This window comes from Sphingobacterium sp. lm-10, from assembly GCF_023554555.1.
Classification (GTDB): Bacteria; Bacteroidota; Bacteroidia; order Sphingobacteriales; family Sphingobacteriaceae; genus Sphingobacterium.
Genome location: NZ_JAMJWC010000001.1, coordinates 1,124,721 through 1,148,918 on the forward strand (window position 1 = coordinate 1,124,721; position 24,198 = coordinate 1,148,918).

The 24,198-nt window shown below is 40.4% G+C and carries 25 protein-coding genes; 13 read left to right on the forward strand and 12 right to left on the reverse strand.

Annotated elements, in window-relative coordinates; translation table 11 throughout:
- Together M8998_RS04420 and M8998_RS04425 are read left to right on the forward strand one after the other, a co-directional pair.
- Positions 1-2,202 (forward strand): peptidase domain-containing ABC transporter, encoded by a 2,202-nt coding sequence (locus tag M8998_RS04420; protein WP_249990917.1) that lies wholly within the window; start codon positions 1-3, stop codon positions 2,200-2,202.
- A gap of 63 nt (positions 2,203-2,265) precedes the next feature.
- Positions 2,266-2,508 carry a hypothetical protein gene (locus M8998_RS04425; RefSeq protein WP_249990918.1) on the forward strand — a complete coding sequence of 81 codons (243 nt, stop codon included), beginning with the start codon at positions 2,266-2,268 and terminating at the stop codon, positions 2,506-2,508.
- Here the strand turns inward: M8998_RS04425 and mqnE are convergent.
- From mqnE to M8998_RS04440, 3 genes are all read right to left on the reverse strand, one after another.
- Positions 2,505-3,698, reverse strand: coding sequence for an aminofutalosine synthase MqnE (gene mqnE, locus M8998_RS04430; protein WP_249990919.1), 1,194 nt, complete (start codon positions 3,696-3,698; stop codon positions 2,505-2,507). The two genes, M8998_RS04425 and mqnE, sit on opposite strands and share 4 nt — an antisense overlap.
- A gap of 120 nt (positions 3,699-3,818) precedes the next feature.
- On the reverse strand, positions 3,819-4,721 hold the full coding sequence (locus M8998_RS04435; RefSeq protein WP_249990920.1) for a transglutaminase-like domain-containing protein: 903 nt from the start codon (positions 4,719-4,721) through the stop codon (positions 3,819-3,821).
- Between the two features lie 8 nt (positions 4,722-4,729).
- Complete coding sequence (locus M8998_RS04440; protein ID WP_249990921.1) at positions 4,730-6,565, reverse strand: ABC transporter ATP-binding protein; 1,836 nt, start codon at positions 6,563-6,565, stop codon at positions 4,730-4,732.
- Positions 6,566-6,795: 230 nt separating this feature from the next.
- On the opposite strand from M8998_RS04440, the gene M8998_RS04445 reads away from it, so the two are divergent.
- Positions 6,796-7,965, forward strand: a complete 1,170-nt coding sequence (locus M8998_RS04445) for a pyridoxal phosphate-dependent aminotransferase (protein WP_249990922.1) — start codon at positions 6,796-6,798, stop codon at positions 7,963-7,965.
- A gap of 12 nt (positions 7,966-7,977) precedes the next feature.
- On the forward strand, positions 7,978-8,829 hold the full coding sequence (locus tag M8998_RS04450) for a prephenate dehydrogenase (RefSeq protein WP_249990923.1): 852 nt from the start codon (positions 7,978-7,980) through the stop codon (positions 8,827-8,829).
- Positions 8,830-8,900: 71 nt separating this feature from the next.
- Here M8998_RS04450 and rpmA read toward each other — a convergent pair whose 3' ends face one another.
- Together rpmA and rplU are read right to left on the reverse strand one after the other, a co-directional pair.
- On the reverse strand, positions 8,901-9,167 hold the full coding sequence (gene rpmA, locus M8998_RS04455; RefSeq protein WP_249990924.1) for a 50S ribosomal protein L27: 267 nt from the start codon (positions 9,165-9,167) through the stop codon (positions 8,901-8,903).
- A gap of 75 nt (positions 9,168-9,242) precedes the next feature.
- Positions 9,243-9,554, reverse strand: coding sequence for a 50S ribosomal protein L21 (gene rplU, locus M8998_RS04460; RefSeq protein ID WP_249990925.1), 312 nt, complete (start codon positions 9,552-9,554; stop codon positions 9,243-9,245).
- A gap of 158 nt (positions 9,555-9,712) precedes the next feature.
- Here rplU and M8998_RS04465 point away from each other — a divergent pair, with 158 nt between their 5' ends.
- Positions 9,713-10,003 (forward strand): carboxypeptidase-like regulatory domain-containing protein, encoded by a 291-nt coding sequence (locus tag M8998_RS04465; protein ID WP_249990926.1) that lies wholly within the window; start codon positions 9,713-9,715, stop codon positions 10,001-10,003.
- Positions 10,004-10,021: 18 nt separating this feature from the next.
- On the opposite strand, the gene M8998_RS04470 is transcribed toward M8998_RS04465, so the two are convergent.
- The 3 genes from M8998_RS04470 to M8998_RS04480 all read right to left on the reverse strand — a co-directional run bounded on the left by M8998_RS04470 (position 10,022) and on the right by M8998_RS04480 (position 11,949).
- Positions 10,022-10,519, reverse strand: a complete 498-nt coding sequence (locus tag M8998_RS04470) for a hypothetical protein (RefSeq protein ID WP_249990927.1) — start codon at positions 10,517-10,519, stop codon at positions 10,022-10,024.
- A 108-nt stretch (positions 10,520-10,627) separates the two neighbouring features.
- Positions 10,628-11,359 carry a DUF3307 domain-containing protein gene (locus M8998_RS04475; RefSeq protein ID WP_249990928.1) on the reverse strand — a complete coding sequence of 244 codons (732 nt, stop codon included), beginning with the start codon at positions 11,357-11,359 and terminating at the stop codon, positions 10,628-10,630.
- Positions 11,356-11,949, reverse strand: coding sequence for a SatD family protein (locus M8998_RS04480; protein WP_249990929.1), 594 nt, complete (start codon positions 11,947-11,949; stop codon positions 11,356-11,358). The genes M8998_RS04475 and M8998_RS04480 overlap by 4 nt, the downstream gene beginning before the upstream one ends.
- Positions 11,950-12,163: 214 nt before the next feature.
- Here M8998_RS04480 and M8998_RS04485 point away from each other — a divergent pair, with 214 nt between their 5' ends.
- Together M8998_RS04485 and M8998_RS04490 are read left to right on the forward strand one after the other, a co-directional pair.
- The gene (locus M8998_RS04485; RefSeq protein WP_249990930.1) at positions 12,164-13,039 is read left to right on the forward strand and encodes a PPK2 family polyphosphate kinase; all 876 of its coding nucleotides are present in this window, start codon (positions 12,164-12,166) and stop codon (positions 13,037-13,039) included.
- A gap of 73 nt (positions 13,040-13,112) precedes the next feature.
- The gene (locus M8998_RS04490) at positions 13,113-13,493 is read left to right on the forward strand and encodes a hypothetical protein (protein WP_249990931.1); all 381 of its coding nucleotides are present in this window, start codon (positions 13,113-13,115) and stop codon (positions 13,491-13,493) included.
- Between the two features lie 9 nt (positions 13,494-13,502).
- On the opposite strand, the gene M8998_RS04495 is transcribed toward M8998_RS04490, so the two are convergent.
- Entirely contained in the window at positions 13,503-14,183 is a 681-nt protein-coding gene (locus M8998_RS04495; protein ID WP_249990932.1) for a carboxylesterase family protein, read from the reverse strand.
- Between the two features lie 105 nt (positions 14,184-14,288).
- Between M8998_RS04495 and M8998_RS04500 the strand changes: the two genes are divergently transcribed.
- Positions 14,289-15,524, forward strand: coding sequence for a metallophosphoesterase family protein (locus M8998_RS04500; RefSeq protein ID WP_249990933.1), 1,236 nt, complete (start codon positions 14,289-14,291; stop codon positions 15,522-15,524).
- Positions 15,525-15,544: 20 nt separating this feature from the next.
- Positions 15,545-18,589, forward strand: a complete 3,045-nt coding sequence (locus M8998_RS04505; protein WP_249990934.1) for an AAA family ATPase — start codon at positions 15,545-15,547, stop codon at positions 18,587-18,589.
- 17 nt (positions 18,590-18,606) lie between these two features.
- On the opposite strand, the gene M8998_RS04510 is transcribed toward M8998_RS04505, so the two are convergent.
- Positions 18,607-19,332 carry a DUF4625 domain-containing protein gene (locus tag M8998_RS04510; RefSeq protein WP_249990935.1) on the reverse strand — a complete coding sequence of 242 codons (726 nt, stop codon included), beginning with the start codon at positions 19,330-19,332 and terminating at the stop codon, positions 18,607-18,609.
- Between the two features lie 84 nt (positions 19,333-19,416).
- Positions 19,417-20,118, reverse strand: a complete 702-nt coding sequence (locus tag M8998_RS04515) for a polysaccharide deacetylase family protein (RefSeq protein WP_249990936.1) — start codon at positions 20,116-20,118, stop codon at positions 19,417-19,419.
- A 428-nt stretch (positions 20,119-20,546) separates the two neighbouring features.
- Between M8998_RS04515 and ychF the strand changes: the two genes are divergently transcribed.
- The 3 genes from ychF (at position 20,547) to M8998_RS04530 (ending at position 23,010) form a co-directional block, all read left to right on the forward strand.
- On the forward strand, positions 20,547-21,647 hold the full coding sequence (gene ychF, locus M8998_RS04520) for a redox-regulated ATPase YchF (protein ID WP_249990937.1): 1,101 nt from the start codon (positions 20,547-20,549) through the stop codon (positions 21,645-21,647).
- A 65-nt stretch (positions 21,648-21,712) separates the two neighbouring features.
- A complete protein-coding gene (locus tag M8998_RS04525; protein WP_249990938.1) occupies positions 21,713-22,666 on the forward strand; it encodes an acetyl-CoA carboxylase carboxyltransferase subunit alpha in 954 nt (317 codons plus the stop codon).
- 50 nt (positions 22,667-22,716) lie between these two features.
- Positions 22,717-23,010 (forward strand): hypothetical protein, encoded by a 294-nt coding sequence (locus M8998_RS04530; protein WP_249990939.1) that lies wholly within the window; start codon positions 22,717-22,719, stop codon positions 23,008-23,010.
- Positions 23,011-23,188: 178 nt separating this feature from the next.
- On the opposite strand, the gene M8998_RS04535 is transcribed toward M8998_RS04530, so the two are convergent.
- Complete coding sequence (locus tag M8998_RS04535) at positions 23,189-23,419, reverse strand: hypothetical protein (RefSeq protein WP_249990940.1); 231 nt, start codon at positions 23,417-23,419, stop codon at positions 23,189-23,191.
- 138 nt (positions 23,420-23,557) lie between these two features.
- Between M8998_RS04535 and M8998_RS04540 the strand changes: the two genes are divergently transcribed.
- A complete protein-coding gene (locus M8998_RS04540) occupies positions 23,558-24,193 on the forward strand; it encodes a hypothetical protein (protein ID WP_249990941.1) in 636 nt (211 codons plus the stop codon).
- The last annotated feature ends 5 nt before the right edge of the window (positions 24,194-24,198 follow it).

Genomic DNA, 24,198 nt, shown 5'->3' on the forward strand with positions numbered 1-24,198 from the left:
ATGAAGTTTATTCCTCAGCATGACCAAATGGATTGTGGTCCAGCCTGCCTGTCAATGATTGCTTCCCACTACGGCAAACACATTGATTTACAATTTATAAGAGATAAAGCCTTCCTGACTAGAGATGGAGTTTCTTTACTTGGTTTGTATGAAGCTTCTAACGAATTAGGATTTGAAACAACAGGAGTTCAATTAGGTATTGAAGATATCGAAGATATTCAGTTGCCTTGTATTCTACATTGGAATCAGAACCATTTTGTTGTATTGCGTTCTGTAGGCACAAGATTCATTTCGAAAAATAAAATCTTTAAAATTGCTGATCCGAGTTATGGATTTCTTTCAGTTGATGAAGAGAAATTCAAACAATCTTGGTTATCCAATAATAATGAAGGTGTTGCTTTACTATTAGATCCTAAAGAGAAATTCTTCGATTCCACATTCATAGCAGAAGATAAGATTTCGCTCAAATCGATGACTTCTCATATAATTCCTTATAAAAAAGAACTATTAAAACTTTTCTTCTTTTTGTTATTAGGTGCGGCAACGACCCTTGTATTTCCACTTTTAACTCAAAAGCTTATTGATGATGGCGTCAATAAAAAAGACGTAAACCTAATAGGTCTAATTTTACTAGCCCAACTTTTATTTTTTACCGGAACTATAATCTTTGATATCTTTAGAAATTGGATCGTTCTTAAAATAGGCACTAAAATCAATATAAAAATAATTTCAGACTTTTTAAACAAGCTATTAAAACTTCCAATTAAATTCTTTGATACGAAAATGATGGGAGATTTTAATCAACGTATTCAAGATCATGAAAGAATTGAACAGTTTTTAACATCCCAAAGTATATTAACTCTTCTGTCATTTATTTCATTTTCAGTATTCTTTGGAGTTCTTTGGTATTATGATTATAGAATTCTATTAGTGTATTCAATATTAACGACGCTATCCATAATATGGTCTATGTATTGGCTAAAGAAAAGAGAGATTATAGACTATTTTAGATTTCACCAACGTAGCCAGGATAAAGAAGCCATTTATGAGATAATAAATGGAGTAACAGAAATGAAGTTAAACCAATATGAAGAATTGAAGAGAAAAGAATGGGAAGAAATTCAACAAAAACTCTTTAAAACCAACATAAGAGTTTTAAGGATAAACCAAATCCAATTAACGGGTTTTGATTTCATTAATCAAACGAAAAACATATTAGTGACCTTCCTTGCTGCTTATTTTGTAGTAACTGATTACATGTCTTTAGGGAGTTTGTTAAGTATTTCTTATATCATCGGGCAAATGAATAGCCCGGTCAATCAATTAGTATCATTTTTAAAATCATTACAAGATGCCAAACTTAGCCTATCAAGGTTAAATGAAGTAGAAAATCATAAAAAAGAAGAACATGGAGAATTAAAGCTTTTAAATATTAAATCTAATCATCTTTCAAATGGAACGATGAAAGGCATTACGTTAGAGAGTGTTTCTTTTCAGTATGAAGGACCAAAATCTCCTTTTGTTCTAAACGATTTAAAGATTTCCATTCCTGAAGGTAAAGTCACCGCCGTTGTAGGAGCAAGTGGCAGCGGTAAAACTACCCTGATGAAACTTCTTTTAAGATTCTATGATCCTACAAATGGGTCAATATATTATAATGGAGATAATGTACTTTACTTATCACCAAAAAGCATTCGCGAAAACTGCGGTGTGGTTATGCAGGACGGTTATATCTTCTCTGATACAATAGAGCGGAACATCGCTACTGGTGACGAAAATATCGACAGAAAGAGATTAGATCATGCCGTTAAAGTGGCGAACATAGAATCTTTTATAGAAAGCCTGCCATTAGGGTACAATACAAAGATTGGAGCTGCTGGAAACGGCATATCGGGAGGTCAGAAACAGCGTATCCTAATTGCACGTTCGGTTTACAAGAATCCACATTACATATTCTTTGATGAAGCTACCTCTGCCTTGGATGCCGAAAATGAAAAAATAATTCACGATAATCTTCAGTCTTTCTTTAAGGGCAAAACTGTTTTAATTATTGCTCACCGTCTTTCTACGGTGAAAAACGCAAACAAGATCATTGTACTGAAACACGGTGAAATTGTGGAGCAAGGCAACCATCAGGAATTGGTAGCATTGAAAAATGAATACTACAACTTAGTAAGGAATCAATTGGAATTAGGTAGCTAGATCCTTTATAATATTCCCGAAATATTCGACAGCTGATTAAATTCAATAATTTAACAGTTGAAAATGAAAAAAGAGCATAGAAAATTCAGTCCGGTTTTCAAGACCAAAGTAGTCTTAGAAGCCTTTAAAGAAGTCAGTACTATGCAATCCTTGTTGAATCAATCCATCATGAAGATAGTTGATAGGTTAGTCGAATTTTACAATACCGAAAAAAGACATCAGTGTATGGAGCGTCAAATCAAATCTGCCAGCGATAAATCTTTAAATATATTTTTTTATTCTACAATGAAAATTTTTATTACTTAATTTACTACAGGTAATGCGTAATAGTTTTTCTTAGGCTCTTGGTCAAACGTGACGTCTTTATAGTCTGTAACCACATTGTATACGGTATCACGCTCTATAGGGTGGCGACCAACATGACGAATAAGTTCTACCAATTCTTGCGTAGACATCGCTGGTGTTTGCTCTTCTGCACCAGCCATACTATAGATTTTGGTCGTATCATCCAATGTGCCATCAATATCATCCACACCAAAGCTAAGAGACATTTGCGCGGTATCTCTGGATATCATAGCCCAGTAGGCCTTGATGTGTGCAAAATTATCCAGATAGATTCTGGAAATCGCATAGTTACGTAAATCTTCGATCACCGATACCTCTGGAACATCTTCCATCTGATTGTCCTTATTCCGAAATTTGAGTGGTATAAAGGTTTGGAAGCCTTGCGTACGATCCTGCAACTGACGTAAACGCTCCATGTGATCCACACGATGCCAGTATTTTTCGATATGCCCGTAAAGCATCGTTGCATTAGTGTGCATGCCCAACTTATGCGCTTGCTCATGAATGTCTAGCCACTGCTCTGCAGTACATTTATCATGCGCAATCTGCTCCCGAATCTCTGGATGGAAAATCTCTGCACCTCCGCCGGGCATCGAGTCTAAACCTGCTTCTTTCAAATATTTCATGCCATCATAATGCGATAGCTTTGCCTTTTTGAAAATATAATAGTATTCGACCGGTGTAAGCGCCTTGATGTGTAATTCCGGGCGATGTGCTTTGCAACGCTGAAAGAACTCGGCATAAAATGCCAGATTCTGCTTCGGCACCACGCCTCCGGTGATATGAACTTCAGTTACAGGCTCGCCGTCGTAACGTTTCACCACCTCTAGCATGCCATCCACATCCATCTCCCATCCTTCTTCGCGCTGCTTAATCATTCGGGAATACGAACAAAACTTACAGTCGTACACGCATACGTTGGTGGGCTCTATGTGAAAGTTTCTATTAAAATAGGTGGTATCACCATGTCGTTCTTCACGAATATGATTGGCCAATACACCTAAGTAAGACAGCTCGGCATGTTCATACAAGTACACCCCTTCGTCAAAGCTGATACGCTCTCCATCACGTACCTTTATGGCAATCGTTTTGAGCTGCGTATCTAAGCTCGGGTTATTGATCAAAAAATCTAGTTTCTGCTGTGCATCCATGCCACTCTCCTAAATATCTAACAGATACAAATGTATCAAAAATCCCCTAAAATAGTTGTGCCAACAGCTTATTAGCCATGCAACAACTGCGTCATAATCTACCTAAGGTGGTTTTTTAGCTTATTGTTTTACGCGAGGATAGAATTCTTGAATAGCGTGCGTGTAAATCGCCGTATTCAGACGTATCATTTTTTGAAAATAAGCGGGTTGCTCAGCATCGATTGGATACAATGTTAATTGTCGCTTATTGCCTACTATCCTATCCCATACTGTCGTAGGTCCTTTCTGAAGCGATACGGTGAAATAATACAAATAGGGAGCGATCCAGCTTTTATAGTCTTCTTTGCTAATTAGGCTATTAGGATTAAGTAATTCAAAATCATCTCCATTAACCAGACAGGCTTGTAGCTCAATGGCATTCATGGGTACCCCTTTGTGTATGATGATAGCATCATACTGCGGGTCAATAAAAACCCATTTTTGCAGATCAGTCATATACACCTCGTTGACGACATGGCCACCGCCCCATTTCACCTCGGCAATATCACGGATCATGAGGCTAAGTTGACGCGTGCGGAACCCTAGTGAAGCTAAGCACTGTTGCGCTACCGTTGCATATTCTACGCAACGAAATCGACGACCTTTTTCTGCCTCCCGTAGGATATAAACAGCATCCTGGTATTCCGGTACATTTTCGCCATCGTGCACCCATCGGCTTTGCACCCAACTTTGAATGGCTGCAATCTGTTCAAATTCGGTGTGACAATGCTGAACAATACTATCCAACTTATAGGTCTCGCGGAGATAAACATAATCTGCTTCCTGGGATAAATCACGATAAGCAAGCTTGATGTTTGCTGACTTATCATAGTCAAATCTAAGCGGATAGATCGTGGTATCTACTTGATCTTTTCCCATCGCAATCAAACCACCCAGGCGTGGCGACATCCAAAAGATAAATAATATCAACAGGAAAAAAATACCCAGTACTACTTTCCATCCAATGTTCCAGATCTTCTTCATATCAGCAATTAGCTCGAAAACTGCTGCATTTCAATCAAGCGATTATACAATCCATTGTGCGCAATTAGCTCCTGATGTGTTCCTACTTCACGAATACTGCCCCCTTCCAACACAATGATTTTATCCGCATTGTGTATGGTACTGAGTCTATGCGCAATAACAACGGTTGTACGGTTCTTCATCAGGGCATACAGGGCGTCTTGTACTAATTTTTCAGATTCGGTATCTAAAGCTGAGGTAGCTTCATCCAGCAACATAATCGGCGGATTCTTCAGTACTGCTCTAGCAATGCAGATACGCTGACGCTGGCCTCCAGACAATTTAGCACCTCGATCTCCGATATTGGTATGGTATCCGTCTTCGGTTTTCAAGATAAATTCGTGTGCGTTCGCAATGCGTGCAGCTGCCTCAACTTGTTCAGGAGTCGCATTCGTATTAGCAAAGGCAATGTTATTATAGATCGTATCATTAAATAATACAGATTCCTGATTAACTACCCCAATCATGGACCGTAGGTCTTCCTGCTTCAAGTCACGTAAATCTATGCCGTCAAAGCGAATGGAGCCACTAGTTACGTCCATAAATCTAGGAATAAGATCTACTAAGGTCGATTTTCCGCCACCAGATGGCCCTACTAAGGCAATAGTTCCACCTTTAGGAATATCCAAATTAATATCGCGCAACACTTCATGTTCGCCATACGCAAAATGAACATGCTCGAAAGAAATCCCCTGTGTAAAGTCTGTTACAGATTTTGCATTAGTGGCGTCTTTCACTTCATTTTTCTCATCGATCAGCGCCAAAACACGTTCGCCGGCAGCAATACCATTGTGTACATTACTAAATGCATCGGTAAGCGCTTTGGCTGGCCGCATGACTTGAGAAAATATAGCAATATAGGCGATGAATTCGGACGCTCCCAATTCTCCTGTGCCACTTAATACCAGGTGGCCGCCATATACCAGAATCACGGCTACCATGACCACGCCAAGCAATTCTGATACTGGAGATCCCATCTGCTGACGGCGCACCATTCTACGCATAATATTTGCATAACGATGGTTCTCTTTGTTAAAACGGTCTTTTACAAAGAAATTCGCATTGAAGGATTTAATAATCTTCACCCCAGATAGCGCTTCATCCAAATAAGTAATCATATTAGCGTACGATTGCTGTGCCTCTGTAGCCTGCGATTTCAAAGTCTTCACAATTCGGGAAATAAAAAATGCGGATACCGGAATCACCAACAGGGAAAACAAAGTCAGCTTCACCGAAAACACAAATAGCATAATCATATACGCAATGAGTTGCAATGGCTCTTTAAAAGCAACCTGCAATGTGCCCGTTACCGAAAACTGAACCACTTGTACATCCGAAGCAATCTTAGAAATAACATCTCCTTTACGTTGATTGGTAAAATAGCCTAAGTGCAAGCCCATCACATTATCAAATACAGCACGACGAAGATTCAATAAGGTATGGATACGTAGATTCTCCATAATACGCTGTGAGAAATAACGGAAAATATTACTAATCAAAACCGATATAACAATCACAATACAGACGTATTTCAATGCTTCATACGGCCCAATATCATAATATAACCGATCAGCATAATAAGTAAACCAACCGCCAATATCGCTTAATTCTGATGGTCGATCTATCACACCAGATGCTGTCATTCCTTCGTCGCCAGTACCTTTGAATAGTACCTGCAGCAGTGGCGCTAATAATGCTAAATTTAAGGTGCCAAATATTACCGTAACTAGAGTACAGATTATGTACGGTATAGCATATTTTGCAATGGGGTTAGCAAATGATAAAAGTCTAAAATATGTCTTCATCCAGTATTTTAATTGTACAAATGTAGCAAAATTTGACCTACTGCATTGGGATTGTACCAATAGCATCAATATTGTGTCATTATTTTGATATTTAACCAATTTAGATAAATAGTCAAACAAGCACTAAATCTTCTACATAGGCAATTCCAAAGTGACCATTAGATTGACGTAAAAAATTAATACATTCGTGCTTCAAGCTAAATTTTAAAGGACATTATCACCATATACAAATGCAGATAGCCGTAGCAAAACGCCTAGAACAGACGGAAGAATACTACTTTTCGAAAAAACTCCGGGAAATAGAATCGTTGAATAAGGCGGGCAAAAAAATCATTAACCTAGCCATAGGAAGTCCAGACCTGCCGCCTCATCCAAGTGTCGTAGAAGAATTGGTAAAACAAGCGGCTCTTGATACGACGCATGGTTATCAAAGTTATAAAGGCAGTGTGCTTTTGCGGCAAGCTATTGCCGATTGGTATCAACGCTATTATCAAGTAAATGTAGATGCTGCTACCGAGGTACTACCTTTAATGGGTTCTAAAGAGGGTATTATGCATATCTGCATGACCTACTTACAAGCTGGAGACAAGGTATTAATTCCTAATCCTGGATATCCTACCTATGCCTCAGCAGTGCGTCTGAGCGAAGCGACTGCCATACCGTATACACTATCGGAGTCCAACAACTGGCTACCTGATTTGCAGGCATTGGAAAAAAATGGTTTGCAAGATGTGAAGATGATGTGGATCAATTATCCGCACATGCCCACTGGAGCAAGAGCCACCAAAGCTTTTTTTGAAGCCATTATTGCCTTTGGCAAAAAACACCATATTCTGATCTGCCACGATAACCCCTATAGCTTCATCCTCAACGAAGAACCGATGAGCATAATGGCTGTGGAGGGCGCCAAGGACGTAGCGATCGAGCTCAATTCACTGAGCAAATCGGCTAACATGGCCGGGTGGCGTCTGGGTATGCTCGTGGCACATCCTGATCGGATAGATGAGATATTACGCTTTAAATCTAATATGGATTCAGGCATGTTTTTCCCGTTGCAAGCAGCGGCAGCCGTGGCATTATCGTTGGATCAATCTTGGTATGACGAACTGAACACTACCTACCGAGAACGTAGAGAAAAGGTATTTTCCATCATGGATTTGCTAGGCTGTAGCTATCAGAAAGATCAGGTAGGGCTCTTTGTCTGGGCTAAAGTTCCAGATGAAATTAAAGATGCTTATGCCTTAACAGATAAGGTATTATACGATGCTAACGTATTTATTACTCCAGGAGGTATATTTGGTGAAGCAGGATCTCAATATATTCGAATCAGCTTGTGTGCCACAGTCGAAACCTTTGACCAGGCCATCGGAAGAATTCAAACATTAACGACAAATAGTTAACCAATCACCCACATGGAGAATACGATGAATATTGCTATAGTCGGGGTCGGATTAATTGGTGGATCGATGGCAATGAGACTTCGGGAAACTCATTTTGCGACCCGTATTTATGGCGTTGATAAAAGTGAAATCAACCAGAAAAAAGCACTACAACTGGGACTGGTCGACGAAATGGTTGATTTGGAAACTGCGATTGCCAAATGTAAAGTATTGGTATTAACTGTGCCGGTCGATGCGATCATGCAATTGGCACCTTTTATCCTTGATAAAGTGGATCAGCAGGTCGTGATTGACATGGGTTCTACCAAGATCAATATCCTACAACACATTGAGGAACATCCCAATCGCGGCCGCTATATTGCCGCACATCCTATGGCCGGTACGGAGTATTCCGGGCCGGAAGCAGCCATCCCCGATCTCTTTAAAGATAAAGTGATGGTATATGTGGAGGCATTTAAAACAGATGAGGATGCGTTTGATATCGCAGAGAGCATAAGCGAACAACTAGAGATGCGATCCGTGTTTATGAATGCAGAAGAGCACGATATGCACACGGCATATGTTTCCCACATCTCTCATATCACCTCCTTTGCGTTAGCACTCACGGTGCTGCAAAAAGAGAAATCACAAGGTAGAATCTTTGAATTAGCTGGTTCAGGTTTTGAATCTACTGTGCGTTTAGCCAAATCCTCACCAGACATGTGGACTCCTATTTTAAAACAAAATAGAGAAAATGTGCTGGAGGTACTAGAAGAGCACATTAAACAGCTGCAAAAGATCTACCATAATTTAGAGAATGAAGATTACGATTCGCTACATAAGCTGATCAAACGCTCCAATAAGATCAAGCGCATTATCCGCTAGACTTTTAAATATTTCATAAAAAAAGCCTTTGAACATTTTGTTCAAAGGCTTTTTTATGAAATAAGGTATACTTAGTTCTGCTCAGCAGCAGGAACGACAGAAACGTATGATTTGTCGTTCGCTTTTTTACGGAAAACAACTGTTCCAGCAGTCAAAGCGTACAATGTATGGTCTTTACCGATACCAACGTTAGCATCAGGATTGTGTTTTGTACCACGCTGACGTACGATGATGTTACCAGCAATTGCTTGTTGACCACCAAAAATTTTAATACCTAGTCTCTTGCTATGTGACTCACGGCCGTTCTTGGAACTACCCGCACCTTTTTTGTGTGCCATTTTCTTATCTTAATTTATGACGTTAAGTCAGATTAAAAATTCAATTTATTATCAAAGCCTGTTCGACTTCTCTTCTTACAAACTAATTCCAGTGATCTGGATTTTAGTGAAACTTTGACGGTGACCGTTTTTCTTTTTGTAGCCTTTACGACGTTTTTTCTTGAAAACGATTACTTTATCACCTTTCAAATGAGACAAAATCGTAGCTGAAACTTTAGCACCTGAAATACTAGGTGTACCTACAGTGAATTTACCACCGTTTTCTGCTAACAATATGTTGTCAAATTCAATACTAGCGCCTTCATCTCCCTGCAAACGGTGCACGAAAAGATATTGGTCTTTTGCAACCTTGAATTGCTGTCCTGCTATATTTACTATTGCGTACATTGTTATTTAATTAATTTGTTAATTGTATTTATTGATCGGCAAAGATAAAAATTACGTTCAATAAATACAAACAAATTATCGAACGAATATTCACTAACTTTAATCATCTAAAGAGACCTGATTACCATAATAATGAAATATCTTTTTTACTGATCACCATGCTCCCTTCCCTATTAGCGGCGCAAATACAAGGAAAAGTGGTTGATGAATTTGGAGCTCCTGTTATCGGCGCCACGATCAGTATCGAAAACACCTACACCGGCACCTCATCCAACGAGGAAGGAAACTATGAGATCAAACTTCCGAAATCTGGAAAAGAATTTACGATAGGATTGGATAACGTGGGATGGGGAAAGTTTCGGCTATTCAGAATAGATTATGTACGCGCCATGCAGGGAGCACAACGTCAGAATGGATGGGTGCTTGGGATGAAGTTTCTAAATTTTTAATACTGTAACAACAACTTCTTAGCGACCTAGCAAGGCCAATTCACTGTCTGTATACATGTTGGCACCATCCAGGTAATTAAAGATCAATTGCTTAGCTTGCTTATCCGACATTTTATGCAAATTATTCATGACAAAGGTTTTGTCCTTTTCCACATCGCTATGATAGCCCAGGTATTTTGGAGAGTAATATTGTATGCATAGCCTAATGAACCGTAATTCTACTTCCTGCGGATTAGCTTCGATCACGTCTTCCAACATGTTTTTCGCGTTCTTGAAGTAGCTCATCTTCTTGATAGGATTTGATGTATGTTTGGCCATGAACATATGAAAGGCAGCCTTATAGCCTTTCTCAATCGGAGTACGTGCACCTTCCTGCAACTGGTCGTGGTATCTCTCACAAAGTTCTTTGTTCTTCACGCCTTGGTTGAAATTCTTCCTTACACCATTCAAATCGACCTTCTGTGCATGGCACAGACATACTTGAAGCAACAGAAAACATAAGATGGATATGCGCATAATTAGTATATTTTGACACTTACATGATGAAAGATACAAAAAACAGACCAACTATTTTATATGCAAGCGCTTAGTAGGAGAAATAATGCTTATTTAACATATAGCTTGTTACAATAATTTCGCTGTAGCAAGCTTCAACAATACACCAAGTACTAATGCGATGGTAAAACTCAAAAATGTACCTACTAAGATGTACTCTGTAAACTTGGTATTTTTCGCATTTGTTAAATCTCCGAAGCGGAAAATGGACTTTGCAGCAATTAGAAATCCGATTCCCGGCAAAAAGTTTAATTGAATAAAAAGTACAACCATCAGACGTTCCAATATTCCGATTACCAATCCAGCATCCAGCAACGTATCTGTCTTCTTCCCAGTAAACGCCTGTTCTTGATCCCATTTGCTAAAGAAAACACGCATGATGATTGGTGTTACAAAAACTAATACAAGAAATGTTAGTATGTACAATAGATTTACTGGCGACCAGAGTACTAACTGCTGAAAATAATCTGGATAGTAGTAAATTGTGACTAATCCTATCATCAATAAATGTAACAGTTGATCAACGACAAATGCTCTGAATGGTTTTGTAGGCCACTTGTGCTCGTACCAAATCTTTAAACTATCAATCCCTAGGTGTGTAGCCAGTATGAATACGATACCATGCCAATATGCATTAAGACTCTGCGAAAAAATCACCAGGAGCATGAGAGCGTGAACGGCCACGTGTAGCAATAAGTATTTGATGTGCAACTTCCTCTTCTCTACTAAAGATTTCGGTTGCAATACAAAGTCACCCAATACATGCGCTATTAAAAATTGAAGTAATACGGTCAACATCATTTTATAAGTTGTTGTGTACAATATATTACGCTCTCCTGAATCTTGACGAAGCCTGCTTTCGTGAGCTCGGTACTGAGCTGACTTTGATGTTTACGTTTTAACAACTTGGCGAGCTGTACTTGATTTTTTTCTGGATTTTCCATCGCTGCCGCAAAGGATTCCGCCATATTGACCGTCCATCTGCCCATAATTTCCGTACACAAACCCATGACAAGATTAATGAGGCGATCGGTTTCCTGCCAAGGAGTTTTGATTTTAAAAAGATCTTTTCTCAAATCGTCAAACGCTTCTCCCGAATAAATATAGGCCTTACCTGTTGACTCTTTTACGGTATTCGATGGCTGATCTACCTCACCAATCCCCAACCCGATACGCACCCGTATACCAGGTATAGTTTGCAACCTTGCCATCAATACGATGGTGCATATAAAAGCCTTCTCAAGAGGCAATATCGCCTGAAAACTATCCCCACGATATATATCGTAGTTATCTGCATAAGCAGATAATACTACTCGAAGTTGTTCACCCCATAATTGCGCATCCGCCATTCTCGAGTTTACAATATCTCCAGTAAGTACTGCATATTTCATATCCATGTTGTATTGAAATCAAATATAACGAATTATCGTAACAAAAATATCATCAATATCAGTGATAATTAAATTTATCATCAATATTAGTGATAATTAAATTTATCATTAGAATCAATGATAATTAAGTTGATAAATTGAGATTACAATAGGATCAAACCTTTACTGAACCGCGCTGTTAATTATTATTATAAAAAGCCTTATTCGAAAATATATGAGTTTATACTATAACAAATTTCAAGCAGGAAGTGATTTTTTGGTCTCCGAGTTTCCTACCAAAATAGAACCAAAAATCAAAAAGAAAGAAGCAAAGTCTCGCTTAAAGAAAATTAGAAAAGAACTGGCTCATTTACAGGATGTGATGTATGCACATGACAAATACAGTGTTTTGATCTGTATCCAAGGAATGGACACATCTGGCAAAGATTCTTTGATAAGAAGAGTTTTCGAGAAATTTAATGCGCGTGGCGTAGTCGTTCATAGTTTCAAAGTGCCCACCTCCAAAGAATACCAGCACGATTATTTGTGGAGGCACTACATAGCACTGCCAGCACGCGGAAAATTCAGCGTATTTAACCGCACACATTACGAGAATGTATTAGTATCTCGGGTACATCCACACAATTTGGAAGAGGAGCACCTGCCCGATATTGCAGATACCGACAACTTACCAAACGACTTTTGGGAGAAGCGTTTCGAACAGATTAATAACTTCGAACAGCATCTGGTTCAAAATGGCACCATCATTCTCAAATACTTCCTCCATATCAGCAAAGATGAGCAGAAGAGTCGCATCTTGAGACGCTTGAACAATGAAGACAAAAATTGGAAGTTTTCTCCGAGCGACCTTTCCGAGCGCAAGAAATGGGACGAATACATGCATTATTATGAAGAAGCAATACGTAATACGAGTAAGACTAGTGCACCTTGGTATATTGTTCCGGCAGATAGCAAATGGGTGGCCCGTTATGTAGTTGCTAAGATTTTACTAGAAGTACTAGCAAAACGCAAGGACATAAAATACCCAGAATTGCCAGAAAAGATAGCAGACAACATCAAGTCCTACAAGAAAGAGCTAGAAAACGAATAGCGACAAAAAGTAGGTCTTTATAGTGCTGATCTGGAATATTTTACTAATTTTACAGTAACATAAACCTATCATTATGCAGACAAGAACAGAGTTCCTCATCTGGGACAAGATTGTATGCAGCGCTAAGAAGAGATTTGACAACACTTTGTATGTCAATAAATTGAGCGGCATAGATCCAGAGGTCTATGATAAATTGGTGCTACATATTATATTAGGCTTTGCTTGTGGAGAAGATCACATTAGCATATCTACCAACTTGCACAACGAGCTGGAGCATATCGGCGTGAAAGTCCGTGAGGACGCATTGGATAAAGTACTAGAAGATAAACATGAGGTCTTCAATAGTGAAATTTATGCCGCATATATCGCGTTCAGCATGTTGGAAAATGGGGCAAGCGAGCATGAAGTGCTGGGTTGTGTAACCGATCTTTTGGAAAACCCGGAAACGGCTTAGACAAATGGCTTACAAGCTGTAGCCAAACATCCAGTCATAGATAGCATCTTGGTGGAAAAGATTTTCCACGCTGCCATGCGTACCTCCGGGTACCACCGTAAGCGTAGCATCCGCTTCTGGATTACATTTCTTAATGGCGTTATAAATTTTTTGAGATTCAGAAAGTGGTACGATACGATCGCTATTACCATGCTGAATCCACAACGGTACTTGGGTAAGTCCGCAGGCAAGACCGGGTGTGCCTCCACCGCAGATAGCTACCGCGGCAGCTATCCTGTCTGGATATTTACCCGCTACATCCATCGTGCCATAAGCACCCATACTCATACCGCAAACGTACACCCGATTGCGATCTCCACCATAGTTCTCCAGTACTTCATCGACCAAGTGCATCACTTTGTCGGCATCCCATCCATTGGATGTTTGTGGTGCTACGACGATGGCATCGATCGAGCGCCCCTTTTCCATCGCTCGCAACACACCATAACGTTTAACCCGATTAATATCAGAACCTGACAAACTCCTGCCATGTAAAAACACTAAAATCGGTAGTTTATCGGGCTTAACGTCGCTTGAAGAAGGTGTGTTTACCCAATAAGAGTAACTACTTTTTTTACGCACAGCTTGCAGCTGAGCATGTGCCATGGATATGGTGGCGATGTACAACACCAAAAAATAGATAAAACGCATAAATAGTGACCGTTAAGGAATAATAACGATTCGAAGATAGCAAAAATAGCCCGACAAAAATAAAATCATTAATTTTAACACCTCACACGGAAAGGAACTTTAATAATGCGCATATTACACACAGCAGATTGGCATTTGGGCAAACGATTAGATTTCTTTTCCCGGATACAAGAGCAGCAGGATATTTTAAATGAAATCTGTGAAATAGCAGATCGCGAGGATGTAGATGCTGTTATAGTCGCGGGTGATTTATTTGACACATTCAGCCCGCCGGTAGACGCCATAGAACTACTATACGTGACGCTAAAACGCCTGACAAACCATGGCAAAAGACCGGTGATTGCGATTGCTGGCAACCATGACTCTGCTGATCGAATCGACGCACCAGATCCTCTCGCACGCGCTTGTGGGATTCTGTTTGTAGGCTATGCCAATGCACAATTGAATGCATCGGCCACCTCCGCAGGGTTTAGCATCACGCATACCGACAAAGGCTTTATGGAATTGATGCTTCCCCGTTTCAATTATCCATTGCGCATTATCGCCACACCATACGCTAATGAGTTGCGGTTAAAACAATACCTGGGCGAGGAGGATGACCGAGATATAAAATTACACGAAACACTGTCGGCTCATTGGCACCATCTTGCCGAAACCTATTGTGACCCTCACGGCGTTAATCTGTTGGTGACACATTTATACATGATGAAACGCGGTGGTGAAATACTGGAAGAGCCAGAAGGTGAAAAGCCACTTAAAATCGGGAATGCCGCATTAATCTATACCGATGCGATACCACCACAGATACAATATACTGCGCTAGGACACTTGCATCGCCATCACCAACTCGGCACAACCGCATCGCCGATCGTTTATTCGGGCAGTCCTCTCGCCTACTCATTTTCAGAAGCTGGGCAAGAAAAGAAAATTATGCTAGTTGATCTGGCGCCCGATATTGCCGCCCAGTACACTACTCACAAGCTGCACGGCGGCAGGTCACTGGTACGGAAACGTTTTGAGGATATTGATGTCGCGGTAGATTGGTTACAAAACAACCCCAATACGTTAGTGGAGTTAACAATGGTAAGCGATACCTTCATGACTTCCGCCGCGTTAAAAAGTTTGCAGGAAGCACACGATGGCATTATCCATATCATCCCTGTTGTGCAAAATCACACGACCACACTGGCTATAGACAAACCCGTTGCCGATCTGGAAAAAGACGTAAAATCGCTTTTTGTCGATTATTTCCAAAGCCGCTACGGTCAGCAACCTAATGAGGAATTACTGTCATTATTCCAGGAAATAAATGGCGAATCGGACACACAGCGTACAGAATAATAATACCCAAAATTGTTTACATGTTACCTATATATTTAAGTGTTGAAGGATTTTACTCCTACCAGGAAAAGCAAGAAATTGATTTCACGGCGCTTACCGAAGGAGGTTTATTTGGCATTTTCGGATCGGTTGGTTCTGGAAAATCTTCTATTTTGGAAGCAATTAGTCTTGCCTTGTATGGCGATACCGAACGGCTGAACAAAACCGACAAACGCGGTTACAACATGCTAAACCTCAAGTCTGCACAGGCCAAAATTGTGTTTGACTTTCTGAATTTTGAGGGTAAAAAATTTAGATTTACAGCCCAATGGCGACGCAAGCCAACTAAATTTGAAGATACCAGTACCATTGAGCGAAGTGCGTATGTATACGAACAAGATCGTTGGATTCCCCTAGAGTCGGCCGAAGGTTTTTTAGTCACCAACCTCTCCTATGCCAATTTTAGACGCACGATTATCATTCCGCAAGGTCAGTTTAAAGAATTCTTAGAACTAAAGGGTAAGGAACGTTCTGAGATGCTCAAAGAGATTTTTCAGCTTAACCGGTATGATCTCGGCCCTAAAGTTTCAACTTTACAAGCAGCCAACAACCAGAAGCTGGAAAATTTAAAAGGAGCCTTATCAGGTTATGAAGGCATATCATCGGAAGTGTTGAAGGAAAAAGAACAGCACTTAATCACGAAAAAGGAACAGCTTACTCGGTCCAAAACAGAACTAGACTTACTACAGACGCAAAGACAGATTCTAAAAGAAGCCGCAGAGCGCCATCAAGAGCTTGCAGACAAAAGCCGTGATCTACAGACTTTGTTGCAACAAAAGGATAAAATAGATCAGTTACGAAAAGAGCTGGCTATCTATGAGCAAACGGTGCAATTATTTCGTGATCCTATTGCTTCAAGGCAACGTATGGAAAGAGAAAAGGATGCTGTTGGCCTGCGAGTAGAGCAGCTTCACGGACAACGAAAAGTGCTCTCGGAGGAAATCGACGTCCTGCAGGAAAATCTTCGAGTAGTAGAACTGAACTATAAACAGATCGATCGAATGCGCCAGGAACAAATCGATCTTCAAAATCTAATTCATATCCGCAAAAATGAAACGATTTTACAGCAAGAGCAGGCGAATCTAAAAAAAGGGGAACCTTTCGTAGAAAAAGCGAAAAAAGAGCTGGAAGACAGCCAACAATCCTTAACCAACACAGAACAAAAATTGGATGATCTCAAATCGAACAGATTTGAAGCATCAGAGCTAATGGAAATAGAGGCCTGGTATGTAGGGAAGGATAATCTGGAAGCGCAGATCGACGCTACTAAAGAACAGATAACACACTTACAAAGCGAATTAGCAGCTATCACACAGCAGTTCGAGGAGAAGAAGTACAGTCCTGAAACTTGGGAGCAAGAAGTTAAAAACCTAGAGGATAAAATACAGGAAGATGTGCTGAATTTATTGGAGCACGAAACACAATTGCAAGTACAAGTGCGCTTAGGAGATTTTGCACATCGTTTGCAGAACGGGGAACCCTGCCCATTATGTGGCGCATTAGAGCACCCAGAACCGATGTCTAGCGAGCAGGCGACATCAGACTTAGCACAGGTATTGGAACAAAAACGGGTGCTCAAACAGCAGCAAACCCACCTACAACAAGTCGCTAATGAGTTGGCAAGATTAGCCAATACAGCGCAGAATAAGCAAGAAATACAAGCAAAGATTAACAAGGACCTAGCGGCATTGCAGGGACAAATGGCAGCCCATAGGAACAGCTTTAAGTGGCCACTCTATTCTCCGGAAGATAAATCCTTATTCGGGGAGCAAAAGCAAAAAAATAAAAAAACAGAAGAGACCATCCAAAACCTAGAGTCTGAAGTAAAGCAACTCCGCTCCTTATCCATTCAGAAAACAGATGAGGTCGCTCGTTTTGAAAAAAGATTGCAAAGCATTATCGAGCAAATCGGGGTGGCTAAAGGCCTGATTGAACAATATACGAATCAGCTTCATACCCTAGATGAAGTGTTGTACAAAAGTCATAGCGAATCTGAACTGATCCATCTCAAACAACAAAACGAACTCAATATCGCACGTACAATCGAAGATCACCAGGTATTAACCCAACGCTTACATCAAAAGCAAACTGCCCTTGCTGATGTTGCCGGCCAATACCAGTTATCAAAAGAACAGTTTGGCGTGCTAAGAGAAACGCTTGCTGCCAGTCGATCAGAGATCGCACAATTGCTTTCCAGCAACCAATACGAAGATTTAGTGCAGGTACAGCAAATTTTAGACAAGGATTTGCCAGTACCTCAGTTACGTAGCGAGATTCAGGAGTTCGATATACAGCAGCAAGTTTTACAGCGCCAAGTGGAAAACCTGACGATACGTACGCAAGATGATGACTATACGCCGGAAAAATTCATAGCAATACGCGATCGCTATACGACAAGTCATGCGGCCTATGAAGAAGAATTATCTGCATTTGGAGGGTTTGAAAAGGAATTAGGGCACCTCACGGTGGAATTCGCGAAAAAAGAAAAGTTAAATGAGCAATTGGAGAAATTAAGCAAACGTGCTGATCACCTCAAAGTAATGGATAATCTGTTTCGAGGTAATGGATTTGTAAATTACATCTCTACAATACACATGCAGCGCTTGTGTGAGATTGCTAACCAGCGGTTCCATCGGTTGACTAAAAACCAACTCAGCCTCAGCGTCAGCGACAGTAACGACTTTGAAGTGATTGATAATCTAAATAACGGACATCGGCGATCGGTGAAAACATTGTCTGGCGGACAAAGCTTTCAAGCATCGCTCTGCCTGGCACTCGCCTTAGCAGAAAATATTCAGTCGTTGAACAAGTCGGACAAGAATTTCTTTTTTATTGATGAGGGGTTTGGCACGCAAGATCATGAGAGCATCAATACCGTATTTGACACACTACAATACCTGCATCAGGAAAATCGTGTGGTGGGTATTATTTCTCACGTCGAAGAGCTTAAAGAGCGCATGCCAAGATCGGTAACCGTCACTAAAGATTTTGAGCGGGGCAGTGTGGTGCACCACAGCTTTCAGTAAATAAACGATAAGAAGCGCTATTTACGGAAAGAACCTTCTACCTTGGCCATGCGACCCTGCTGATCATACAGTGTCAGAAATACGGTGTACGCACCTGAAGGTGCATCGCTGACGTGCACGTGTTCGTGAAAAGTAGTAGATAACTGATCCTTAATAGACGCTTTATCAAAACTAATATCTTTAGACCAATTGGCACCTTTGATAAGCACTTCTACCCGATCGATCTTTTTCACCGCCGTCAGCTCCGCTTCCAGATGTAAATCGCTTCCGTTTTTATTAATTCCGACATCCAGATCACCGACGATCGGAATGGTATTGTCCAACACCAAGTTCAACGAGATCGAATCTCGTTTTATATCTGAATGAGTATCTTCTACAGACAGTATTAACCAATATTTACCGGGACGCAACGTAACGGGAATTTGAATTTCTTGGGATACTGCGTATTTTGTTTGACCATCAGCATCATCAAGAGATGACCATATCGTATCAATCGGTACGCCAGCACTGTTTTTAAGCTCGAATGCTACGTCAGCGATACCATGTTCAAGCGCTATATCCGCCTGTACCATTGCAGTCTGTCCTATCCCAATTTCAGCTTCTTTATTTTGATTAATTCGAAGATTTGATATGGGAGAATCACCGGTGTTTTGGCCACAAGAAGCCGTCACAAACAGAAGCATAACAGGAAAAATTCCAAAAACGCTATACTTAACGAAGTTGTTGCATGTTTTTATCATCATATTTTGGATATAAGATATCCCCAAATATACATAATAATTAAAATCAAACGCAACATTGTATCGTAATAAACAACTAATTAAACATTAATATTTCTTAGGATAATCCGTCATAAATTCAAAATTGTAATCGGGATGCCGTTGCAAACTGTCAATAAGTGCTCCGAGTTTCCTTTGTGCTTTTGGAAGCTGAAACATATCATCATGCATGAGCAAAACAACATTATTAGGATACAAACCAATATTTTTGTCCAGAAGGTTTTTTATAGCCTTGTAAGTCTGTTCTACCGACTGATCTGATTCACCGGTTTTACCATTTAAGCGCCATTCTGTATCCCATCCAAAAACCTTGAAGCCATCTTCATGTAACATTCCGGCGGTAGTACCTCCGTTGCGACCATCCAAGCGTTTGACATCATCAAACATCCAAATATTTCTTCCCGGCAAACGTGCGACTTTAAGCTTAAGTCCCATTTCTTCTTGCGCTTTTACGAAATCCGTAAAAGCAACGCTTGGATCACTATAGAATGTTTGGTACTTGCCGTTGGCATGCGTGTAACTGTGATTGTAGCATTCCACTAACGGGTTATCCAAATATCTATTAAGATATCCGGTCAATTTTTTGCTCATTTTGGCATGTCTACCGATCAGAAACACACTACCTTTCACGCCTTTTGTGGTAAGGATAGAATCGATCGCTTGACTGCCTAACAGCGGCCCGTCGTCGAAGGTCAGATAAATATGTTTAGGTTTTTTCTTAAGCTCGCGATAAATCGAATCCTTTAACATATTCCGAGCTGTTTTTGGATCGATTTTATTTAGTGAGTCAACAGGAGGAAAATGCAACAAACCCTTCTTAAGAGAATCCAGCTTATTCATTAACAAGTTTGGCGGGGCCAATCCAGCCTGATCATTGCCTATTGTATCATAAGCAACCGATGTGAGTGCTTTACTGGATGTAGAATTACATGAATTTATTAGAAGCAGACTGCTCCATATTGCGACACCAAAAACAAAATACCTACTGCGCATAATCATAACACCAACAAAAAAAATAAATCAAGGGCACAGAGCCAATCGTGTGATAATTTCAACAGCGAAATTACGAAAAAGCATGTGCAAATACGAATGACAGACTGCTATTTATATGTTAAAAACCGTCATCACCAAACAATCTATTTCAAATTATTATCTTTGCACAAATTTTTAGGACTTTTATGGCATTACAATGTGGAATCGTTGGTTTACCTAACGTCGGTAAATCTACCTTATTTAACTGCTTATCAAATGCGAAGGCACAAGCTGCCAATTTCCCATTTTGTACGATAGAACCCAATGTTGGCGTGATCACCGTTCCGGATGATCGCTTAAAAACACTGACGGAATTAGTAAATCCGCAGCGAATTGTACCAAATACTATTGAGATTGTCGACATAGCAGGCTTGGTGAAGGGCGCTTCGAAAGGTGAAGGATTAGGCAACCAATTTTTAGGAAATATTCGTACGACGAATGCCATTATCCATGTTCTTCGTTGTTTTGACGATGGCAATGTGATCCACGTAGATGGATCTGTTGATCCCATACGGGATAAAGAAATTATTGACACCGAGTTGCAGCTGAAAGATTTGGATACGGTTATAAAACGCATCCAAAAAGTAGAGAAAATGGCTAAGACCGGTGGCGATAAAGACGCCAAGAAAACGTTTGAAATCCTTTCCGTAATCAAAGCCCATTTGGAGTCTGGTAAATCTTCTCGTACCGCACCAGTGCAGGAAGAAGACTTAGAGTTTATCACGGATCTTTCCCTACTTACCAGTAAACCGGTATTGTACGTGTGTAATGTCGATGAAGCTTCTGTGAATAGCGGAAACGCATATGTAGAGCGGGTAAAAGAGGCGGTAAAAGATGAGAACGCAAGCGTATTGGTTATCTCTGCACAAATCGAATCGGAAATTGCACAATTGGAAGATTACGAAGAGCGTCAACTTTTCCTGGACGATCTGGGTCTGACTGAATCAGGCGTCAACAAACTGATTCGTGCGGCCTACGACCTTTTAGACTTGGCGACTTACTTCACGGCTGGTGTACAGGAAGTACGTGCTTGGACGATCGAAAAAGGTTATACAGCACCACAGGCCGCAGGCGTTATTCATACCGACTTTGAAAAAGGTTTCATTCGTGCCGAGGTCATTAAGTACGATGATTTTGTGCATTATGGCTCTGAGGCAGCGGTGAAAGAAGCCGGAAAGCTTTCCGTAGAAGGTAAAACATATGTAGTACAGGATGGCGATGTCATGCACTTCCGTTTCAACGTATAATCCTCATTTTTTACAAATCTAAAATCACTATCTTAGCTCTTCGGCAAGAATAGTAAAGAAATATTATGGAGACAACATTTGATTTTGAAAAGCCAATAGCAGATTTGCAGACTCAAATTGAGAAAGTAAATCAAGTTGCGGAAAAAACGAAAGTGGACATGAGCGCCACCGTTCGCGAACTGGAAGAGAAGTTGGCACAAACAAAAATTGAGGTCTATCAAAACATGACCGGATGGCAAAAGGTACAAATGTCTCGTCATCCAGGTCGTCCACAGACGTTTGATTATATAGAGATGATCAGTACCGATTTTGTAGAACTCCACGGAGACCGTACGGTACGCGATGATAAAGCCATCGTTGGCGGATTCGCAAAGATCAATGGTGAATCGGTAATGATTATCGGCCACCAAAAAGGCAAAAACACCAAAGAACGTCAGTTTCACAACTTCGGAATGGCCAATCCGGAAGGTTACCGTAAGGCATTGCGCCTGATGAAGATGGCGGAGAAATTCGGCAAACCTATTGTTACCCTGATCGACACGATGGGTGCTTATCCGGGCCTGGAAGCAGAAGAACGCGGACAAGGAGAAGCTATTGCACGTAACTTGTTGGAGATGTCTGTACTCCAAGTTCCTGTGATCTGTATTGTTATTGGAGAAGGTGCTTCTGGCGGTGCATTAGGTATTGGTATTGGTGATCGCGTATACATGATGCAGAATACTTGGTATTCCGTAATCTCACCAGAATCTTGCTCCTCTATTTTGTGGAGAAGCTGGGATCACAAAGAAAGAGCCGCAGAAGTACTCAAGCTAAGAGCAGAAGATATGCTGCAAAACGGGCTGATCGATGGCATCATTGAAGAGCCTGTTGGCGGAGCACACCAAGATCCTTTAGCTGCTGCAGAACAAGTAAAATCAAAAATCTTGAGTGATTTGGCTATCCTTAAAGCAAAAGACGTTGACACCTTGGTCAACGAACGAATCGGTAAGTTTAGCAATATGGGTGTTGTCGTAGAATAAAACATTTTTAACTTCTATTTGTTCCATAAAAAGAAACAACAGTATATATTATGGACAAGTTGAAAAAGTTTGATTTGATGGAAAAGATTTCCAGAGAGCTTGAAGATGTAAGACACAGCCAACAAGCGGTATTGGAGAAAATTGGAAAGATTGAAGTCGATAACATCGAACTCGGCGACAAAACAATCGAAGCTAAAATTCCTGAAATTTACGAGCGTACAGCACACAACTCTGAGGCTATTCAGGCAATCCTTGATTCATTCCAACAAAAAACGGAGGAATTTGGGGATAAAAACAACATTGCAAAACTAAGAGAACAGCAAGAAATTAATAACATTAAATAATTCGAATTTCTTGTAGATGAAAAGCCTAACAGCATACGTGCTATTAGGCTTTTTTCATTTACCATGTTTACCGGTATTGATATAGACTTTTTCTTGCGCGTAACCAGGGATAATTATAAAAGGCTATTTGCAATACGATACAAATAGCCTTTTATAGTTACTTCTTTGAAACTAGAACCTAATCACTAGTTTTCTCCGGGTCTACATTGCCATCCGCATTACCTGCTAATGGCCCTTGAGGTCCGTCCAATTCTTCTTCATCTTGTGTTTCTTCAATATCCGGATCGTACTCCTTTTGTGTACCTTCTTTATCATCCTTTTCCGGCGGAAAGTTTGTGTAGTTGGCATCCTCATTCTCCGCTTCTCCACGCTCTGTTGCGTTCTTTGGCTTTTTATTTTTGTCGTCCATGATTATTCTGTTTTTATGTCTTTCTATATAATAAGAACAGGTCATCATTGAAAAAGTTTTAGTCGCACAAGCCTACTTTGGAGTGGAATTTGCCTTTATAAGATCCAACACGCATACACAGAGTATGGCAAAACAAGTATGGAGAATAATAACAAAGAAATTCCGAATATAATTCGGGAAGAAGTGCTAACAGCACTTTCTCACTACCCTGAATTGATCAATACCCGCATTCGATTCAAATTCACGAGAGCATTGAATGGATCTATAATGGCAGCAAGGCCACAAGTGAGCACACTTTTAGGAAGTAAGAAGAATAGAGCTTATGATATATTGATCAGTCCGGTATTTAAGTTGAAGCATAGCATAGAACCGCTACATCAGGTAAATTCAAATGTGATCATTGGTTGGATTGGACATGAATTAGGGCATATCATGGATTATGAACAGCGCAGCACTTTAGGAATTGCACGATTTGGCCTATTGTATTGGCTTTCTAAAACGTATGTACGAAAAGCCGAGCGCGTAGCGGATACATTTGCCGTGCATCGCGGCATGGCTTCTTATATATTAGCCACTAAAGAATTTATATTAGGTCATAGCGGATTATCTCAGGCCTATAAAGACAAGATTATAAGCCTATACCTATCGCCCGATGATATCGTCGAATTGGTAGATGATTTGCAGGAAAGTAGTCACCGCGAAAAAGATCATATTTTGGAAGAGGAAACTACCATCTCCGAAAATATACAGGAAGAAACAATAAAGAGCCGATGATACCG

Coding starts and splice junctions, on each gene's coding strand:
- M8998_RS04420 (WP_249990917.1), top strand. CDS start 1: ATGAAGTTTATTCCTCAGCATGACCAAATGGATTGTGGTCCAGCCTGC.
- M8998_RS04425 (WP_249990918.1), top strand. CDS start 2,266: ATGAAAAAAGAGCATAGAAAATTCAGTCCGGTTTTCAAGACCAAAGTA.
- mqnE (WP_249990919.1), bottom strand. CDS start 3,698: ATGGATGCACAGCAGAAACTAGATTTTTTGATCAATAACCCGAGCTTA.
- M8998_RS04435 (WP_249990920.1), bottom strand. CDS start 4,721: ATGAAGAAGATCTGGAACATTGGATGGAAAGTAGTACTGGGTATTTTT.
- M8998_RS04440 (WP_249990921.1), bottom strand. CDS start 6,565: ATGAAGACATATTTTAGACTTTTATCATTTGCTAACCCCATTGCAAAA.
- M8998_RS04445 (WP_249990922.1), top strand. CDS start 6,796: ATGCAGATAGCCGTAGCAAAACGCCTAGAACAGACGGAAGAATACTAC.
- M8998_RS04450 (WP_249990923.1), top strand. CDS start 7,978: ATGGAGAATACGATGAATATTGCTATAGTCGGGGTCGGATTAATTGGT.
- rpmA (WP_249990924.1), bottom strand. CDS start 9,167: ATGGCACACAAAAAAGGTGCGGGTAGTTCCAAGAACGGCCGTGAGTCA.
- rplU (WP_249990925.1), bottom strand. CDS start 9,554: ATGTACGCAATAGTAAATATAGCAGGACAGCAATTCAAGGTTGCAAAA.
- M8998_RS04465 (WP_249990926.1), top strand. CDS start 9,713: ATGCTCCCTTCCCTATTAGCGGCGCAAATACAAGGAAAAGTGGTTGAT.
- M8998_RS04470 (WP_249990927.1), bottom strand. CDS start 10,519: ATGCGCATATCCATCTTATGTTTTCTGTTGCTTCAAGTATGTCTGTGC.
- M8998_RS04475 (WP_249990928.1), bottom strand. CDS start 11,359: ATGATGTTGACCGTATTACTTCAATTTTTAATAGCGCATGTATTGGGT.
- M8998_RS04480 (WP_249990929.1), bottom strand. CDS start 11,949: ATGAAATATGCAGTACTTACTGGAGATATTGTAAACTCGAGAATGGCG.
- M8998_RS04485 (WP_249990930.1), top strand. CDS start 12,164: ATGAGTTTATACTATAACAAATTTCAAGCAGGAAGTGATTTTTTGGTC.
- M8998_RS04490 (WP_249990931.1), top strand. CDS start 13,113: ATGCAGACAAGAACAGAGTTCCTCATCTGGGACAAGATTGTATGCAGC.
- M8998_RS04495 (WP_249990932.1), bottom strand. CDS start 14,183: ATGCGTTTTATCTATTTTTTGGTGTTGTACATCGCCACCATATCCATG.
- M8998_RS04500 (WP_249990933.1), top strand. CDS start 14,289: ATGCGCATATTACACACAGCAGATTGGCATTTGGGCAAACGATTAGAT.
- M8998_RS04505 (WP_249990934.1), top strand. CDS start 15,545: ATGTTACCTATATATTTAAGTGTTGAAGGATTTTACTCCTACCAGGAA.
- M8998_RS04510 (WP_249990935.1), bottom strand. CDS start 19,332: ATGATGATAAAAACATGCAACAACTTCGTTAAGTATAGCGTTTTTGGA.
- M8998_RS04515 (WP_249990936.1), bottom strand. CDS start 20,118: ATGTTAAAGGATTCGATTTATCGCGAGCTTAAGAAAAAACCTAAACAT.
- ychF (WP_249990937.1), top strand. CDS start 20,547: ATGGCATTACAATGTGGAATCGTTGGTTTACCTAACGTCGGTAAATCT.
- M8998_RS04525 (WP_249990938.1), top strand. CDS start 21,713: ATGGAGACAACATTTGATTTTGAAAAGCCAATAGCAGATTTGCAGACT.
- M8998_RS04530 (WP_249990939.1), top strand. CDS start 22,717: ATGGACAAGTTGAAAAAGTTTGATTTGATGGAAAAGATTTCCAGAGAG.
- M8998_RS04535 (WP_249990940.1), bottom strand. CDS start 23,419: ATGGACGACAAAAATAAAAAGCCAAAGAACGCAACAGAGCGTGGAGAA.
- M8998_RS04540 (WP_249990941.1), top strand. CDS start 23,558: ATGGAGAATAATAACAAAGAAATTCCGAATATAATTCGGGAAGAAGTG.